14 protein-coding genes and 2 pseudogenes (1 of these 16 only partly in view) are annotated in these 17,657 nt (G+C 39.5%); 6 read left to right on the plus strand and 10 right to left on the minus strand.

The window, feature by feature from the left end; genetic code table 11:
• Nucleotides 1-34: 34 nt before the first annotated feature.
• Nucleotides 35-379: pseudogene (locus LEP1GSC190_RS14515) on the plus strand (transposase); the annotation flags it as partial.
• Nucleotides 331-1,127, plus strand: a protein-coding gene (locus LEP1GSC190_RS14520; RefSeq protein ID WP_237578308.1) for an IS5 family transposase whose coding sequence is annotated in 2 segments (ribosomal slippage) — nucleotides 331-676 and nucleotides 676-1,127 — 798 coding nt in all. Because the reading frame shifts where the segments join, the coding sequence is not laid out codon by codon here. The pseudogene LEP1GSC190_RS14515 and the gene LEP1GSC190_RS14520, both read left to right, overlap by 49 nt.
• A 493-nt stretch (nucleotides 1,128-1,620) precedes the next feature.
• Here the strand turns inward: LEP1GSC190_RS14520 and LEP1GSC190_RS14525 are convergent.
• Both LEP1GSC190_RS14525 and LEP1GSC190_RS14530 read right to left on the minus strand, forming a co-directional pair.
• A complete protein-coding gene (locus tag LEP1GSC190_RS14525; protein ID WP_036048386.1) occupies nucleotides 1,621-2,193 on the minus strand; it encodes a DNA-3-methyladenine glycosylase I in 573 nt (190 codons plus the stop codon).
• A 459-nt stretch (nucleotides 2,194-2,652) separates the two neighbouring features.
• On the minus strand, nucleotides 2,653-3,666 hold the full coding sequence (locus LEP1GSC190_RS14530; protein WP_002748438.1) for a DUF2804 domain-containing protein: 1,014 nt from the start codon (nucleotides 3,664-3,666) through the stop codon (nucleotides 2,653-2,655).
• A 183-nt stretch (nucleotides 3,667-3,849) separates the two neighbouring features.
• Between LEP1GSC190_RS14530 and LEP1GSC190_RS14535 the strand changes: the two genes are divergently transcribed.
• Nucleotides 3,850-5,283, plus strand: coding sequence for an SBBP repeat beta-propeller lipoprotein, LipL53 family (locus LEP1GSC190_RS14535; protein ID WP_002748497.1), 1,434 nt, complete (start codon nucleotides 3,850-3,852; stop codon nucleotides 5,281-5,283).
• 215 nt (nucleotides 5,284-5,498) lie between these two features.
• Here LEP1GSC190_RS14535 and LEP1GSC190_RS14540 read toward each other — a convergent pair whose 3' ends face one another.
• Entirely contained in the window at nucleotides 5,499-6,839 is a 1,341-nt protein-coding gene (locus LEP1GSC190_RS14540; protein ID WP_002760490.1) for a PQQ-binding-like beta-propeller repeat protein, read from the minus strand.
• A gap of 311 nt (nucleotides 6,840-7,150) precedes the next feature.
• Nucleotides 7,151-7,885: a motility protein A gene (locus LEP1GSC190_RS14550; protein ID WP_002748557.1), complete on the minus strand. Its 735-nt coding sequence runs from the start codon at nucleotides 7,883-7,885 to the stop codon at nucleotides 7,151-7,153.
• A 334-nt stretch (nucleotides 7,886-8,219) separates the two neighbouring features.
• On the opposite strand from LEP1GSC190_RS14550, the gene LEP1GSC190_RS14555 reads away from it, so the two are divergent.
• From LEP1GSC190_RS14555 to LEP1GSC190_RS20840, 3 genes and pseudogenes are all read left to right on the plus strand, one after another.
• Nucleotides 8,220-9,185 (plus strand): MBL fold metallo-hydrolase, encoded by a 966-nt coding sequence (locus tag LEP1GSC190_RS14555; RefSeq protein WP_002748573.1) that lies wholly within the window; start codon nucleotides 8,220-8,222, stop codon nucleotides 9,183-9,185.
• A gap of 77 nt (nucleotides 9,186-9,262) precedes the next feature.
• Nucleotides 9,263-10,279: a cytochrome-c peroxidase gene (locus LEP1GSC190_RS14560; RefSeq protein WP_002748601.1), complete on the plus strand. Its 1,017-nt coding sequence runs from the start codon at nucleotides 9,263-9,265 to the stop codon at nucleotides 10,277-10,279.
• Between the two features lie 407 nt (nucleotides 10,280-10,686).
• Nucleotides 10,687-10,977: pseudogene (locus LEP1GSC190_RS20840) on the plus strand (hypothetical protein); the annotation flags it as partial.
• A 1,428-nt stretch (nucleotides 10,978-12,405) separates the two neighbouring features.
• On the opposite strand, the gene LEP1GSC190_RS14570 reads toward LEP1GSC190_RS20840, so the two are convergent.
• The 6 genes from LEP1GSC190_RS14570 to LEP1GSC190_RS14600 all read right to left on the minus strand — a co-directional run.
• Nucleotides 12,406-12,666 (minus strand): DUF3703 domain-containing protein, encoded by a 261-nt coding sequence (locus tag LEP1GSC190_RS14570; RefSeq protein ID WP_002748576.1) that lies wholly within the window; start codon nucleotides 12,664-12,666, stop codon nucleotides 12,406-12,408.
• A gap of 6 nt (nucleotides 12,667-12,672) precedes the next feature.
• On the minus strand, nucleotides 12,673-13,146 hold the full coding sequence (locus LEP1GSC190_RS14575; protein ID WP_002748350.1) for a hypothetical protein: 474 nt from the start codon (nucleotides 13,144-13,146) through the stop codon (nucleotides 12,673-12,675).
• Between the two features lie 142 nt (nucleotides 13,147-13,288).
• Nucleotides 13,289-13,636: a nucleotidyltransferase domain-containing protein gene (locus LEP1GSC190_RS14580; RefSeq protein WP_002748590.1), complete on the minus strand. Its 348-nt coding sequence runs from the start codon at nucleotides 13,634-13,636 to the stop codon at nucleotides 13,289-13,291.
• Nucleotides 13,633-14,016 (minus strand): HEPN domain-containing protein, encoded by a 384-nt coding sequence (locus LEP1GSC190_RS14585; RefSeq protein WP_002748404.1) that lies wholly within the window; start codon nucleotides 14,014-14,016, stop codon nucleotides 13,633-13,635. The genes LEP1GSC190_RS14580 and LEP1GSC190_RS14585 overlap by 4 nt, the downstream gene beginning before the upstream one ends.
• Nucleotides 14,017-14,021: 5 nt before the next feature.
• Entirely contained in the window at nucleotides 14,022-15,302 is a 1,281-nt protein-coding gene (locus LEP1GSC190_RS14590; protein WP_002748486.1) for a citrate/2-methylcitrate synthase, read from the minus strand.
• Between the two features lie 179 nt (nucleotides 15,303-15,481).
• Nucleotides 15,482-17,657, minus strand: the 3' portion of a protein-coding gene (locus tag LEP1GSC190_RS14600; RefSeq protein WP_002748396.1) for an ABC transporter permease. The gene runs 362 nt beyond the window's last position; 2,176 of the gene's 2,538 nt are visible here — the last part of the coding sequence; its start codon lies beyond the right edge, outside the window — the gene reads right to left on this strand; the stop codon is at nucleotides 15,482-15,484.

Below are 17,657 nucleotides of genomic sequence, written 5' to 3' on the forward strand. Positions count from 1 at the left end.
ACCCGACTGTCAGGTGAATACTATCACTACACACAATTGGGAATCGGTGATTCCTTTTTTGGCTTATCCACCTAATATTCGGAAGGCGATTTACACCACAAACGCCATCGAATCTATGAATATGGGTTTAGAGTCTGTCCCAAAACTCAAAACGATCACACCGATCCCCAGAGATTCTGATAAAATCGAATGGTTTTGGGACGGACTCTTAAGAAAAATTATCAAGAATCGGGGTTCGTTTCCTACCGATGAAGCGGCTATCAAGCTTCTTTATTTAGAGCCGGTCTCAAAACTGGTTGTACAGAGAAAGTGTAAAAATATAAATGTGAAATGGACAAATATTATTCAGAAATCCCCGATGCGCTTTGGGAAAAAATAGCACCATTGATTCCTAAAGAAAAGCCCAATCTTCAAGGAGGTCGCAATCGTGTTCCTTCAAGAATAGTAATGGCAGGTATCATCTATCGAATGAAAACAGGCTGTCAGTGGCGTGCAATTCCCAATGAGTTTGGATCTGGTCAAACTTGTCACAGAAGATTTCAAGAATGGGAACGGGCAGGGGTATTCAAAAAGATCTATAAATCTATTTTAAAATATTATGATGTAAAGAATCAGATAGCATGGGACTGGGCTTCGATGGATTCGGCAATGGTTAAGGCTCCCAAAGGGGGAGTTTAACCGGGAAAAATCCTACAGACCGTGCCAAATTAGGGGTTAAACGGCATATCCTTACGGATGGAAATGGAATTCCTTTGGCAATTACGTTGACTGGAGCTAACGTTCATGACAAACACGGTGTAAAAGATACGTTGAATTCAATCCTAATATTTTCCGGAAAAAGAAGAAAAAAGCCAAAACATCTTTGTTTAGATAAAGGTTATGACTTCCAAGATATAGAAGTTTTAATCAAAAGAAGAAACATTCAATCTCATATTCGGAAAAAAGGTGAAAAGCCTCTCATCGGTAAATACAATGGAAAATCTAGACGATGGGTCGTTGAAAGAACTAACAGTTGGCACAATCGATTCAGAGCTATCCTAATTCGTTGGGAAAGAAAATCTGAAAATTATCTTGCATCTCTTTATCTCGCAAGTTCTATCATTGCTTTTAACTTTTTTGATAGGTAGTTTTGAGACCGGCTCTTAGCTTTGAATCATATGTCTAAAAAATGGACCATGCCTATTCAAGATTGGGGAAAAGCAATGAACCAATTTTCAATCATTTTCGGCGATCGGTTGAAGTTCGATTCGTTTTAAGATATGTCATTTACACAACCAAGCTGACACCCTCTGGGAAACAATTCTTGAAATCTTTCAAAAAAATTAGGTAATGGCCCCCGTTGACTCTTTCTCAATTGTCGTTACTTCCGTTTTTATGTCTGACATGATCTGACCCCGTTTCTATGGCTCGCTGAACCTCCAGAATTGAAGGATCGATTCTACTCTCAGCTTTTGTTTTTGTCCATTTTTTCTGACACTTTTCTAGGATACTACACTGACATCTAATCTGTGGGAACTGCTACGTTTTTTAGAAACTTACCGGATATCTTTTGAGGTTTTGAGACGGGATATGTTATGTATATCGATTTTTTACAAGGATTTTATCAACTTTTAGAGAATCCTATTTTTTCTTAACGAAACGAAAACAATCGATAGTATGATCCATAACCATACCCGTCGCTTGCATAAACGCATAGCAAATCGTAGAACCTACAAATTTGAAACCGCGCTTTTTGAGTTCTTTGCTCATCTCGTCCGAGATAGGGGTACTATTTGGAACTTCTTTGATCGTCTTCCATGAATTATAAATCGTTTCGTGATTCACAAAACCCCAGATGAATTTATCAAAAGAACCATATTCTTTTTGAATATTTAAAAATTCTTGTGCATTAATAACAGTTGATCTAATTTTTAACTCGTTGCGCACAATCCCCTCTTCTCTAAGAAGAGAACGAATTTTTTCTTCCTTATACGCGGCAACTTTTACTGGATCGAAATTGTCGAAAGCATTCCGATAATTTTCCCTTTTTTTCAAGATCGTGATCCATGAAAGACCGGCTTGTGCACCTTCTAAAATTAAAAATTCAAATAACATTCGATCGTCATGAACGGGAATCCCCCATTCTTTGTCGTGGTAATAGATATAGAGCGGATCTTTTGTAACCCAATCACAACGTTTTAAAAATTGCTCCAAAATTTCGCTCCATTGTAACAAATTTCTGTTTTGACTTATTTCGACAAACCAACCAGATTCAATCTTCCTAAGATTACATTCCGTTTTTGTAGTATAAAACAAGAGAGATATTTTTAAACATATAAAAATTATTCTTCTTGTCCTCTTTAACAAACTTAGAGTCGACCTAAAAACCTTGAGTGTGGGAACCAAACGGGAATTGAACAAAGAAAAAGACTATTTAGAATCCAACCATTTCAAGAGACGTAACCTGTAGGAATCCCTCTCGCGTTTTTTCGGGTTTTGAGACAGACTTTTAATCTTTCTACTGATCTCTATATAATAGAGTTTCCAAAATTCTGCCTCTATAAGGAGGATTTCTGCTAAAACTAATGGTATTTCTTTATGTAGGGATCAGTAGAACAACTATAAAGATCCTCAGAAATTAAGGAATGTGTAATATAGAATTCAGATCCTACATTACCATCTTGCAATGTGATCTTCCGCCCAACCTTGACCGTTTATAATTTTATATTCGTTTTTTCCAAGCCGTATAATTCCCTCAAACTTTCCTATCATCTGATGAACAGAAGACGCGAAAACTCCCGCATTTGTCACGGCCTTTCTATGAAACCCCGGAATAAACTGCAAATCGATCGCTTGAGAATCTTTCGTATAAAGACGCCAAGGTTTCATCCAATTCTCACGATCCACTTCAAAAACAGCATCGGAAGGAATTTTATAAATTCTCCCATTGATTAAAATAGCGTTTTCGGTTGTACCGGTTTCGTCCGTCCAGCCAGCTCCCAAATTTATTCCGATTCTATTTCCTGCGTTATGTGTCATCATAGAAGCCCAATTCCATTTTGTGGAATAAGGCCAGATGCCTCTCCCGTAATCCATGCAGGCAAAGGAAGATTCGAGTTCGAATTTATATTCCATCGCTCCGTAACGAACACTTCCCTGCGCCCCGACTCCGAACAATTTTTCCGTAAATTGAAATTTTCTTTTGGACCAAGGAACGACTACATTTAGAGTTTCCCAGTTCTCCGGAACTGGAACCAAAATCTCAGCCTGAATTGGAATTTTATTTTTGAGCGAGATATTCACCGAAAGACGATAACCTTCTTCTTCTCTAAAAAATTGTAAACGCGCGTTATTTCCTATATACGTCGCATTGCTTACCACGAGTTGACCAAGACTGACCCCCGATCCGAAAGGAGTAAGAATCGTATCTTCCTCGAAATCTCCCGTTTTTCGATTCAACCAATAAACAAAAACGACCCCTGCATAATCCAGATCCGAAATCGTAAAAGATACCAAAAAGTTCTCGTCGTAGACGCACCAGTAATTCCACTTTTTTTTTCTCAAATAATGTCTGCTTAAATTACATCTGTGTAGGGGTTTTTTAGACCAACCTACCGAGTTTAAATTGAGGTTTCCGAATTTATCGCAAAGATTCGTTTCCTGTCTAATTTCAGTCTCTAAGTTCATTTGAAGAACACTCTTTTTAAGTTATCAGCACGGATACCATCCCCACTCGAAAAGTCGACTTCTTTCTTCCATATTTATTCTCATTGTTCGGATAGGATGAAACGCCCTATTTTTTCGAGAATTTCTTTTCGTGGAATCTTCAATCTTTTTAGTCGAAAAATACGTTAGGAGGTACACATTATCTTGGTTCATTTTTATATTTTTCTTTTTATATTCATTCAAGCCTGTTCGCCCATTGGAGAATTGCTCAACTTAAGCGGATCCAATTCAAATGCAAACGATTACTGGTGGATAGGACTTTTCCAAGGGAATAACCATCCTGGCCCCATTGAAAATCCAGCACCTTCGCATGAAGATGTCGCCGAAGAAAATGTCTTAAATGAAAACGCCGACGCCTCATGGACTTTATTAGTCGGAGCACCTAACAGAAATACTTTAGGTTCAGGACTCGCTATTGACACTAACGGATTTATCTACGTTGCCGGAAACACAAACGCTGGCATTTACAATGAGAATCCTATCGGAACCCAGGATCTTATTCTCGCAAAATATAATTCTCGAAAACAACTTATCTGGTCAAAACAAGTCGGAATTCGGGATGTAAATTTTGATGTTGCCGATGTCGGAGTGGATGCAAGAGGAAACGTTTACGTAATCGCCGGTAGAAGCATCGGTTTTGGAAATAAAAATTTATTCGCATTTAAATTCGATACGAACGGGAATACAATCTGGGGACGACAAACAAATCTTGGGGAGAGAAATAACTACACTGTTCACCCTGAAAAAATTTTCGTAGATTCATCCGGCACGTCTTACATAGTCGGTACGATATCAAACGCAATGAGAAATTTTGACGACGTTAGAACCGATAGTGGATTTCTCATTAAAATCGATACACAAGGGAACTGGGGCGATACTTCGTTTATCTCTATTCCCGGCGCCAGGATATATTTGACAGGAGTCACAGTCGCAGACAACACAGGAGATGTATTCGTAACCGGCACCGCAAATGCAAACTTAGAAACCAATACAGCTCCGGGAATAGGAAACTTTGATCTTTTTATTCTTAAATACGATAGAAATGGAAGAAGACAATTTTTCGCACAACTTGGTCAAGCCTTGGGTAGAACCGAAGGTAACTCTATAGCTTTAGATTCGTTCGGAAACGTTTTTGTCGGCGGAACGAGTAATGCAAATTTCGAACCAGGTGGCGAAGTTGTAGAAAGTGATCGTGGAATCCTAGTAAAGTATGATTCTCTTGGTGTTCGACAATGGATTCGATACTTGGGTCCGAGCAACGGTCATAGAACCAGTTCCATCACCTCAATCATAACGGATTCGGAAGGGAATATTTTTACGACCAGTCAAAGCAATCATATGACGGATGGAAGACGGAACGAAGTCGGAATGGATTTACTCCTTACCAAACACGATTCTTTGGGGAACGAGGAATGGATCCGACAAATCGGAATCGACGGAATAAGAATAAAAGGCGAGGAAATTGGACAAGACCCCGAAGGAAACCTTTATTGCGTGGGAGAAGCGGACGCTTTTTTAATCAACGAAATCGCCGTCAGTCAAGGGGATATCGATCTGTTTCTTCTGAAGTTCAAATAACTTAGGGCAAAAGGGGCCTCAAAACTTAAAATATAGGAGTTCCTAACATTTTAAACGCACAAACACAACGCGGGAACTCCCCGTTTTTTTTAGAGTTTTGCCGAACCGTTTAAGAAATATTCGAGACGGGTTCTAAGAACCCGGCCATAATCATTCAATGAATTCGTTTTCAATAAAAAGTTCAAAAATTTCATTCGCAAGATTTGAGATTTGTTCTATGGAAAATTTTTTCTTAAAGCTTCCTTCGAAACGTTTCCATCCCAATCCATTTGAATTAGGAGAGCATCCACGTACTGAGCCGGTTTTTTCTTCGTATAAGAAAGGATGACATAACCTCTATCGTTTCTTAAAATCTTATTCGCCATATAAAGTCTTTGAGAATGTTTTTTTTCCCAGACTTTTTTTCCATTAGAATCAAACTTAACGACAATCATCGGTCCCTCTCCATCGGAAAGTACACCGAAAAAACCCTGATCCGGGGATTCTATGATCGGACCCATAAAATTATGGCCGCCTAATCTCTGTTTGGTTTCCCAGATCATTTCACCTTTCGGAGAAAACTTCAAGAGCCAAACCGCTTGACTACTCGGCCCGGAAATTCCTCCGGACAAAAGTAAATTTCCGTCGGAGAGTTTGAGGATAGAAATGGCCATATCCTCCACGTTAGGACTTCCGAATTTTTTTTTCCAAAGTTGTTTGCCGTCCGAATCATATCGATGAATGACCAAGTCTCTTTGAAGTTCCTTTCCAGACACGTTATCCGTACTTACTGCAAAAACGATTCCTTCCTCGTAGGCCACCGTAGCACTCGGGGCAAATTCCAAATCCGGAATATACTTGGAATTTTTTACGGAACCGTCCTTACCGAAAAGTGTATATAAGAAACCGGTTTTATTCCCATTGACGATGACAGTGGTCTCGCCTTGTTTTTCAGTAGTTTCCGCTTTATAAGAAACCGAAACGAGTCCTCTGAACTTTTCATTGGAAAGTTCTTGAAGATGAAATATATGAGGATCCTCAAATCCACAAAAACCATCGCAAAATTCTTTCGCCTCAAGGATTCGATCGTTTGCGAGACCTCCCCGGTCGTCGTACTTCGAAAAAACGATCTTTCGATTATAAGTTCCACTTCCAATCGATCCAGCGGTGGCAAAACCTCCGTCTTGAGTTGCAAGAAGATTCTCTCCCCGAATACTATCATGGTTGTGAACGTTGACCGTATAACCTTCCATATCCACCGGTTTACTCGTAAAAAGATATCTCCACCAAACTGGATTTCCGGAAGAATCGATCTTTGCGGACCAAGCAGCGCTGTATTTTTTTTGTTCGATTTTAGAGTTCGTATCTAGTCTCGAACAATCGTTTGAAGAGCCGACAACGACGTAATTCCCGTCCTTTAAAGAAACAACTCCCGATGGAAGTTCTTCCGGACATTCGTTTGGTTTTAATCCGTTGTATTGTTCCCCTCCGAAAAGGGTTTGCCAAAGAAAATTATTTTGTGCGAAAGCGGAAGTACCGCACATTAGAAAAGTTAAAAAAACAAACATTCGTTTCATCGTATGTTTCCCTGTGGAAAGTGAAGTGTTCGAGAGATTTTAAAATTGTAAAGAATTTATTCAAATCCGGACGGAACTTCGCATTAAATTTTGTACAATAAAACGAGCCCCCGAAAATAAATTTTTAATAAAAGAAATACGCGGAAAATGTGACATCCGATGTAGAAAAAAAAGTATATTTCAAATTTCACGTTCTAACAACGTTTGTTTCCATCTTAAAATCATCCCAAGTAAAATTACATTCCAAGACAACTAAGCATGGGTTTTTGAGACAAATTTTCGGAGAAAAATATGAGTAAATTCTAAAATTCTCAACTGATAAACGGAGTCATCCTTTCCATCAGAATTCTGCGATTGTCTCCGCTTTGAAGAGCGATGACCCCCCGAATAACCGCTTGTCTACGATCCGATTGTTCCTTAGACCAAGATCTGATTCGATTGGCAAGGGGAAAAAAGAGAAGATTTGCAAACGCAATTCCATAAAAAGTTGCAATGAACGCGGTAGCAATTCCTTCTCCGAGCGCCCGAGTGCCCGCACCTAAATTCTCCAATACTCCCACAAGACCCATAACGGTTCCTATAATTCCTACCGTAGGAGAAAACCCTCCCGCAGTTTCTAAGATCTTGGCAGAGTTCGCTTCTTTGTCTTCCATAGCGAGAGCGGACTCAAAAAGAATTTCTTCCACTGCACGAGGATCCGTTCCGTCCACAATCAATTGGATTCCTCTTTGAAGAAACGGATCTTGGATAGATTTAAGACTATCTTCAAGAGAAAGTAGACCGTTTTTACGGGCTTGTTCCGCAAAATCCAAAAAGAGTTCGCCAAGAGGGGGTTTACGTCTTGGAAAAACTGCGGTCTGAAGATTCAAGATGAGATCTTTGATTTGTTCAAGGGAAAAACTTGCAAAGGTCGCGCCCGCCGTTCCCCCGATGATGAGTAAAAGAGCGGAGATTTTGAAAAAGGAAAGAAAATGTGCGCCTTCCAAAGAGATCGCAATCAAAACGGATAGAAAAGCGACAGAAAGACCAATGAAAGTAGGATTCATTTCCGCAAGAGTCCCTACGATCATCGGTTTTTACAAGAAAATTCTGTCTTATCAAAAAGAGCAACAAACGTCGTATCAATCCCGATATGAAACCATCGAACCAATATATTCTCAAGCGTAAGCTAATCGTGAGATATGAACTTCTTGACTTAACCGAATCGATAATATCAATAAAGAAATCCCACGTGCCTATTCATGGAAAAATGTGTATCTCAAGTTTTCTACCACCGCATGAGAATCCCTCGGTTGAACGCTCATAGCAAAAGACAACTCGTTATAAAATGAGCCCGCATACACACATCTTCATTACAAATCCCTATCCAGGAGAATTATTATGCCAACTTATGAGAAGGAAGTTTTTCCCGGTTTATATACGATTGACTGCGATTACATCTCGCCGGGAATCGCGTGCGCTTATCTGGTAGTCGAGGGTGAAGAGGCGGCCTTTGTGGAAAACAACACGAATCACGCTGTCCCTATTTTGCTCGAAGAATTACGTAAAGTCGGACGCAAACCCGAAGACGTAAAATACATTATCATCACTCATGTTCATCTAGATCACGCGGGAGGCACAGGATTATTGGCAAAATACTGCACTAATGCAACGATCCTAGCACATCCAAAAGCGGCCCCGCATCTCATCAACCCCGAAAGATTGATTCAAAGTTCAATTCAAGTTTACGGAGAAGAAAACTTTAAAAAGTTATACGGAGAAATTCTTCCTGTTCCCAAAGAAAGAGTAAAAAGCCCCGAAGACGGAGAAGAAATCAGATGGGGAAATAGAATATTCAAATTTTATTATACAAGAGGACATGCAAATCATCATTTTTGTATCCATGATTCCTTAAGTAACGGAATATTTACGGGTGATTCTTTCGGACTCGGATATAAGGACTTCGCCGTCGGAAAAGTTCCTATTCTGTATCCTTCCACAACTCCCACCGATTTCAATTCGGAAGAGGCGATGGATACGGTGGATAAAATTCTTTCCACAGGGGCAGATAAAGCCTATCTTACGCACTTCGGAGTTTGGAAGGATTTGGAATCCGGTGCACGCCAGATGAAACAGGGTTTACACGCGATGCAGAATATTCTTTCCTCCGGAGAAAGGTCCGGACTGAAAGGAAACGCTTTACTCGAATTTTGTACGGGGCGGATAAAAGCTTATTTGGAAAAGGAACTTTCGACTCAAGGAATTCTTTTGGGAAAAAAGGAGGAAATGCTTCTCGAATTCGATTCTAAGATCAACGCACAAGGTTTAGCCTTCCAAATCGAAAGGAAAAAACGAAGTGAGATTTGAAAAAGAATTGCAACTCAGTATATTTTTAAATAGAATCTTATTTTAGAATTATTCTAAAATACAAGAGAGTAACTGGTATGGAACAACTTACAGAGAAAATGTTCTGTTTAGCGTTTCTAGGAGTTGTGTTAGTATATTGCGGACCATCTGAAAAAACGAAAAAATTGATGGATGATTCCAACAAGATCTTTGGAACCATTCCGGATAAAATGCCGGGCGGAGAAACCGATACACCGGAATTAGTTCAACTGGGTGAAAAACTATATTTCGAAAAAAGACTTTCCGCGAACAACACACAGTCTTGCAATTCCTGTCATAATATTATTGGGAATGCGGGCGGAGTAGACAATCTTCCTACATCTCCGGGAGCGTTTGGAAAGAACGGAGTTAGAAATTCTCCGACTGTTCTAAACGCAGGTTTTCACTTGGCTCAATTTTGGGACGGGAGAGCAAAGGATCTGAAAGAACAAGCCAAGGGCCCGATTTTAAATCCCTTGGAAATGGCCATGCCTTCCGCCACAGAAGTGGAAAAGAAAATAGGTGAAATTCCGCAATACCAGGAACTTTTCGCAAAAGCTTATTCAGATTCCTCGATGAAAGAAAATTCTAAAATCGCTTCCGTTACAATGAAAAAAATTACTTACGATAATATTGCGGGCGCGATCGCGGCTTTTGAAAGATCCTTGAAAACCCAAGACCGTTTTGACGATTTCCAAAGAGGAGATTACAAAGCTCTTTCTGCGGAAGAGCAGGAAGGTCTGGAAAAATTTTTGACTACGGGTTGTATCACTTGTCACGTCGGTCCTCTTTTGGGCGGGAATTCCTTCCGTAAACTAGGCCAAGTAAATCCATATGAAAATACTAACGACAAAGGTCGCCAAGATTTGACCAAAAATCCCGCGGACGCTTTCGTCTTTAAGGTCCCTTCCCTTCGTAACGTGGCGATTACGGGACCCTACTTCCACGATGGAAAAACGACAACTCTGGAAGAAGCAGTAAAAAAAATGGCTTATCTTCAATTGGGTAAGGAACTCTCCGAATCCGATACAAAGTCAATCGCAACTTTCCTGAAGACGTTGACCGATAAGAACTAGTCTGGTTAACTGGACTTACAGAATTGAAACCTATTCAGCCGGCGGTTGTTTATGCGATTAGCCGGTCTTTTTTTTATCCGAAGAAAATTGAATCGCTTTCGAAAAATGCGGGAACCCCTTCGACTTTCTCTAAGAATTTTTAGAATTGTATAAGAGTATTTACATTTACATCTTGTCCCAAAAACTTAAAAGAAAATAGCTACGATCATTCGACAAGCTCGTAATAGTTTCCACATTGGACACTTTGGGAACACCCTGAATACTACTTTATCAAAAATGATAAACTGCAAGAACATGGCCCAATAGCAGTTAAGTTCTGATAAATCATGAATAGAAAAATTCGTGAATCGATTATAGACGATCTACAATTGTGATTTCGTTCATTTTATATCGGTAACGATTTTTAGTTGCTCTTTTTTATTGAATTTGATAGAAACGAATGTCGGATTAAAAAGCCGAAATCATTTCTTTTTTACAATTTTTTTATGAAACATGATATAACTTCGCTTTCTGAAAAAGCATTTCAGAGCCTACAATTTCTTTGTGAATCTTCAGAATGCGAAATTTTTCTGAAAGAATGGATGTCTCGAATTTTCGATTTTGCCAGTACTGAAAAATATGATTCCATAAAATTACCGTGGAAATTCGATCCAAGTCGGACCGTAGAAATAAGAATCCATCGTAATAGAAAAGAAACGGATAAGAATGAAGTTTTTTCCACATTAGATGGCTTAAAGACGATCGAGGTTTTTATAGGAGAATCGGAAAATCCGGATCTGGTCTTGGGGGAAAATTATCTTTCTAAAAAACTTTCCGATTTTGATTGGGACGAAGAAGTGGAATTCGATTCTATAATGATCCTAGGAGCCTACGACACATTACAAAATCTTTATGTATTACATCCGTATATAAAAAACCAATTTCACAAACCTGCGGTTTGCCGTCTGGATCATGGAGATCCGTACAATTTTGATCGGGAAGTGATCATCGAATATGATATAAAAGGTTTTATTTTACGGGAGCTGGCGTACCAGGTTTCCGGAATTCCTTTCCCGATTCGATCCATGAAAAAAAAGATCACATTTGACGCCACAGATTTACAACATTTTCTGAATGCACAATTACGAAAACAAAATGACACTCGAAAGAAAAATCTTTCAAAAAATCCGAACTACTTTTCTTTCAGTTGGAATTACACATTTCTTAATGAGATAAAACCGAAGGCGTTGACTCGTTTATCGGACGCCTCTTCGCAAGTTGCAGATGAAATTCGAGAAATTTTCCAGACCTTAAACGTTTCTATCAGCGATCATATCCACACATATCTCGCGGACTTGACTCTTCAAACCGTTTTGAATGGTAAAATTCAATATACCCCTATCGACTTTTATCTCTTAACCGAAGAAGGTAAGTCTCCACCCAAGGCACAATTTCTGGATTTTTTATATATAGGACTCAATCTATATTTGATTCAAGAGAATTTACTAAATTCACTAGAAGAAAACGTGGCTTCGAATTTTATCGCATTACCGGCGTTATTACACGACAAATCAGGAACTTTAAACGCGGAAAATTTTTGGTTGGTTCAATTTTTCGGAAAAATCTCACCCCCACTTGCAGGATTTTACGGACATTCGATTTTTATCAATCCTGAAACGAGTTCTTTGTATTGTAGCGAAGCCGTGAAGGATTTGTTTTCAAAACATTTTTCGGATCTATTTCATTTTTCTAAAAGACCCTATGAGCCCATAGAACTCAAAACGGTTCCGGATGATTTTACTCCTTTTCTCCCTGAAGTGATTTCCCGTTTGAAATTATATTTCTCGCATAAGAAATCCAGATTCGGTTCCAGTAATCATTATCCTCTGGAAGATTTTTTATGGGGCGCGTCTTCCGAGTATCGGAATATAGACTCGAAACTGGTTCAAACCGCCATTGAGTACGACGCGGGTAAAAGTTTTTTACTCTCAAAAGACGGAAATCGATTTTTATTGAGCTTGAATTCGGAGTCGTCATTTTTTAGGATTTTGAATTCTAGAAAAAAAGGATGAAAATTCAAAGAGACGTCTGATAAATCAGAACTCCAACCGAATTATTTCAGAAATCGCAAATCGAAACGGATTCATCTACAACCGAATGATTCCATGCGATTCGGCGGTTTTTATGGCACTGGTTTTTCCAAGTTTAAGCTGACCGAAAAACTGTTTTCGGTTTTTTCTTCCGACCGCAAACAAAAGCATGTGAAAATGAGAATCCGTATGAGGAATCAGATAGTATTGTTCGATCAGATGAGCGAGTTCCAAAAAACTCCAGGCTTTATCATAATATCTGGCCTTGAGATAAGATCTATACTTTCCGATGTCTTGAACGAGGAGATTACCGTTCAAACGGAATTATTCAATATGATTCATTAGTTCAAGCCATAATTTTTTATATTTTAGACCGTCCCGATGATTCCGATCGCGTTTTATGTTCGGAGAGAAGGGTCGAATTCCGTCGGAACGGAAATAGAATATAAAAACATTATATCCATTTTCCTGAATGCGAATTTTTTTTTCAGATTCGTTTCCAGACGGATCTTGCGTAATGATCGTCCATCGTTCGTACCGGAATCGTTTGTTTTCTTGAAGCTGGATATAGTGATAAAGTTTCTTGAAATTAGGAACCGTGATTTTATATAGATTTTCATCGATCCAGATTATTAAGGAAGGAGTTGCCTTTGCCGAAAAGAACTCTTCCGTGTTCCGTTTCGAATCGGCTATAGAGGGAGTCGATACTTTGAGAATTGCTTTTTCTTCTTTCACTCCGAGATATTCGATGGAACGTAGTTTGTTGGATTCGCGCAAACTCAACGCTTCACGAATCAAATCCTTGAATCCGTTTTCACTAATTTTTTTTAGGTGTGTTGCATCCGAAGAATATCATGGTGAAGATTAAGAAAATAAAAAGGGTCTGTCAACGCCGACTTTAACATTCAATGAAATTCTCAGAGCACCACCACGATGCAAATCAAAAAATCCGAATCATATTCTCAAAGACTGATTTCCAAAAACCGGGATACTTACTTTGATCCCTGGCTTTCTCCCATTCTTGGGGTGTATATACGAATAGATTGAGTTCAACGGGAAGAGCGAGAAGTTCGGGAAACAATTCCGGTCTGTTGAGAAAAGGGACTTTGGTATCCAAAATTAAAATTAAGTCCACATCGCTATAAGCGTGCTCTTCGTTTCTAGCAATGCTGCCGAAAAGAAATCCGTGAGTTACTCTCCCTTGAACTGAAAAACGGATCTTTTCGATCAACCCTTCTCGGTTCATTCCTCCAAGCGGATCCCGTTTTGGATAAACGATAACGTTCATGGGATTTTTTCGTAAACGATACGGATCAACGTTTCCGCAAATTCGACAGCTTCTTTTGCCTGGGATTCTTCGAAGTATTCAAAAGGAGCACCTTCCATAAAAGCGTCGGGGTAACGAGTGGGTATATAATATAAATCTAATTTTTGACCGATCGATTCAATCTCTCCGTTTTCGTTCAATTCTTTCGCGATTGTTTTTACCGAATGGGATTTTACAAGATCAGCTCCGCGGAAAAACGCCAATGCTTTGAGAGATTTTTCCCCCACTTGCTGGCAGACAAAACAGGTTTGAGCGAAAAAACCCGAATGCAAAGACGCCTTGGCCCATTCCAAATCTCTTTCAGCTTGAGCGAGCCAATCTTTCCATCTCGGGTTTTGCATCGTATCTATCTTTCCGAAAGGGGAACGTATTTTCTACCCATTTCTCCGGTATAAATCTGCTTTGGACGAGCCTTACTGTAGTTTCCAGAAACTCTTTGTTCTCTCCAATGCGCCAGCCAACCCGGAAGCTTTCCAATCACCTGCATCGCTGTAAATAATTCTTTCGGAATTCCAAGAGAATGGAAAATTACAGCACTGTAGAATTCGAGATTCGGATATAATTTTTGATTAATGTAATATTCATCATTTTGCATATAATCTTCGATTTTGAGAGCCACTTCCGCAATCGGGCCTACCGGATTCTTTTCGTAAAAATCGTGAAACAGTTTACTCGCAATGATGGCTCTCTTGCTTTTCGCCTCGTAAGCCTTGTGTCCGAATCCGTTCGAAAACAATCTTTCCGAGTCTCCTTTGAATTTTTCAAAGTATTCCGGAACCGACTTTCTGGATTTAAGAATATCTTCAATTAAACCTACAGCTGCAACCTGACGACCACCTTCTCTCGAACCCCAAAGAGCGTTGATAGCGGAAGAAATGGAAGCGAATAAGTTAGCTTGCGTAGAACCAATTACCTGCACCGTCGTATTAGAAACGTTTTGCTCGTGATCGGCATAAAGAATCCAAAGTTGGTTCAAAATCCGATCAATGTCCTCCGTAGGAACATAATCCTTGGACGGAATCGAGAACAACATATAAAGAAAGTTCGTGCAATAAGGATGTTTATCCAAAGGATACACGAAAGGTTGGCCGACAATCTTCTTGTAAGAAAAGGCCGCAATCGTTCTGATTTTAGCAAGAAGTCTCGCGGAATGATCGATCCCTTTGTCCAAAGATTCTTCGTATTCTTCTGGATAATAACTGGAAAGAGAAGTCACCATCACGGAAAGAACCGCAAGAGGATGTCCTTTGCCCGGAAACCCATCGAAAAGATTAATCATATCTTCGTGAATCAAAGAATGTTTGGAAAGTTTTAAAGAAAAGTCTTTCAGCTGTTGTTCGGTGGGAAGCTTACCATAGATCAAAAGATAACTGGTTTCCACAAACGTAGAACGTTGAACAAGATCGGCGACATCGTAACCACGGTATTGAAGTTCTCCCGAATCTGGATCTCTTCTAGAAATTCGACTAACTGCGTATGCGGTGTTAAAAAAACCGGGATCGTACGAAATAAGTCCGGTTTTTTGATGAAGTCCGCGCATATCGATCCCTTTTTTACCGTCGGTTCCGGAAATCAACGGAAACTGGTAGGACTTTTCCCCAACTTTGATTTCAATGAATTCACTCATACCGATAGGGAACTTTAGAGAATAATATGCGTCAATTCTTCTAATTTTGCCAAAACCAATTTTATTTCATTTCATCCGGATAAAACTTCCGCTTGGATTCTCCGATTGACATTTCCGAAAAACGCTCTTTACCTATTGAAACCATTTTAGCTCAGAAAAGTATAGTTATAGATTGAATTTCAAACCGTCTTCATAAAAGTAATGGGAGGTTTTTTCCATTCCCCTCTTAGATTTATATAATAAACTGAAGTAGTTGCGAAAATCGTAAACATATAGGCAAGTACGTATTCAAAAAAAGGATACGAAGATTGGATCTCTAAAATCTGTCGACTGATCAATGTATTCGCAATCCAAGCCAACAGCAAGGCCAACAAAAATGAAAACGTTCCCAGAAAAATCCCTTCCCACAAAAAAACCTTTTTCAAAAAACCGGAGGTTCCACCGATAATCCGTAACAAAGTCGTTTCTTCAATTCTCTCTTTGCGACTTGAATTTAAAGCGGTTAAAACAAGTAACAAAGAAGCGCCTAAGATCAACCAAGTCATCAATCGAATCGTAAAAGATATTTTCTCCAGAATTCCTAAGAAAGCTCGAACCGCTTTATCCGTATCAATGATCGTTAAATTCGGATATTTCGAAATCAGGCTCTTTTGAAGGTTATATCTTTTTTCTTCAGACTCAATTCTCAAAGAGCTCAAATAGTAACTCGGGGCCTTTTCTAAAATTCCCTTCGAGAATAACACTACAAAATTCGGCCTCATATCAGCCCAATTTACAGTTCTGAAATTCCGGATCACACCCGTAACTTCCACTCCACCGACTAGAAAAGTCAAACTGTCTCCCAAGTTTACCTTCAGATGTTCGGAGAATTCCTTTTCGACCGAAATTTGATCCTCCTCTCCTTTTCTCCAAAAATCCCCATCTACTATTTTTTCCGTGGGATACGGATCGTTTCGATATGAGAGAAAGTATTCCCTGGTTCTTGCGGTGGATCTCCAATCTCTCTGTAAAGCAGAAACTTCGGTTTCATCTTTTTTAACGACTTCCCCGTTGACCTTGGACAACCTCGCGCCAATCACGGGCGCGACGATCACTTTTTCAGCATCGAATTCTTTTACGACTTCTTCGAAATGTTCCTTTTGTTCGGCTCGAATATCCAACACAAAAAGATTCGGTCTTCTTTCTTTGTCTTTGGCTCCACTATATTCCAAAAGACTTTCACTTACTATCAAAGACAAAAGAAGAATAAAAAGAGAACTCGTCAGACCGATGACAGAAAGCGAAAGAGAGGTGCCCGGCCTGTCAAATCTTCCGACAATAAACACTAGGAAAGGAGAAAAATTCCGTTGGTTCTTAAATCTCGAAACAAATATTCTGATTCCGGAATATACTAAAAATACGATTAACGGCAGAAAGAATAAGACGGAACAAAGAATCAAACCTTTTAAGGGACTTTCGGTTTCCCACCATGCCAACACAAAAAACGAAAGGAACAGAATCAGAGAACCCACGATCTGAGTGACTCTAAATCGAGGGACTCGATCGGCTTCTTCCTGAAATTCCTGCTTGAGAGCAAGAATTGGTTTTAGAGTTCGAATTTCGACCAATGATTCGATGGAAGAGAAAAACGGAATTAAGATTCCAATAAAAAGTCCCCAAAGTAAGGAGGAAAATCCTATAGTCGGGCGAAAACTCAGAATCTCTTCTCCCGCAAGATCGGGAATCCGTTCCAACAATACGTTTCCAAACAAGATTCCCAAAACCGAACCGATCAACGAAAAGAAAAATAATTCCCCTAAGACGATCCAACTTACGGTTCCCGGACTCGCTCCCAAACATTTTAAGACCGCAAGCGCTCCCGACTTTTCCCGAATCCCTGCGCGACTAACGAGTAAAATAGAGATTCCTCCCAGAAAAAATGCAGACAAACCGAGAAGACTGAAAAAATCCAATGTATTCGTTAAAAATTTTCTGGAACCCGAATTCGTTTCCGTTGAATCGTAAAGAGTTAAGTCTTTTTGAATATACTTCTTAAAATTCGTTTCCTTATACTTTCCAGCGATCAAAGGATCCCGGAGTTTGATCGGAATCAAATAACTGATTCTCGAACCTCTTTGTTCCAATCCGGTCGAAGCAAGCGAAGTCCCGGATATGATCGAAGTGGGAGCCATGGAAAGAAAATTTCCTGCGAGTCCCGGTTCTTTGAGAATCTTTCCTTTTAAAATAAATTCTCTTTCTCCTAGTAAAACGTAGGATCCGATTTTCAGCTTTAAATTCCGAATTAAACTTTCTTCTAGGAGAATTTCTCCTTCTTTGAGTTTGCGATACGCATCCGCCGGTTCTGTGACAATCTCA

This window comes from Leptospira mayottensis 200901116 (genome assembly GCF_000306675.2).
GTDB lineage: Bacteria > Spirochaetota > Leptospiria > Leptospirales > Leptospiraceae > Leptospira > Leptospira mayottensis.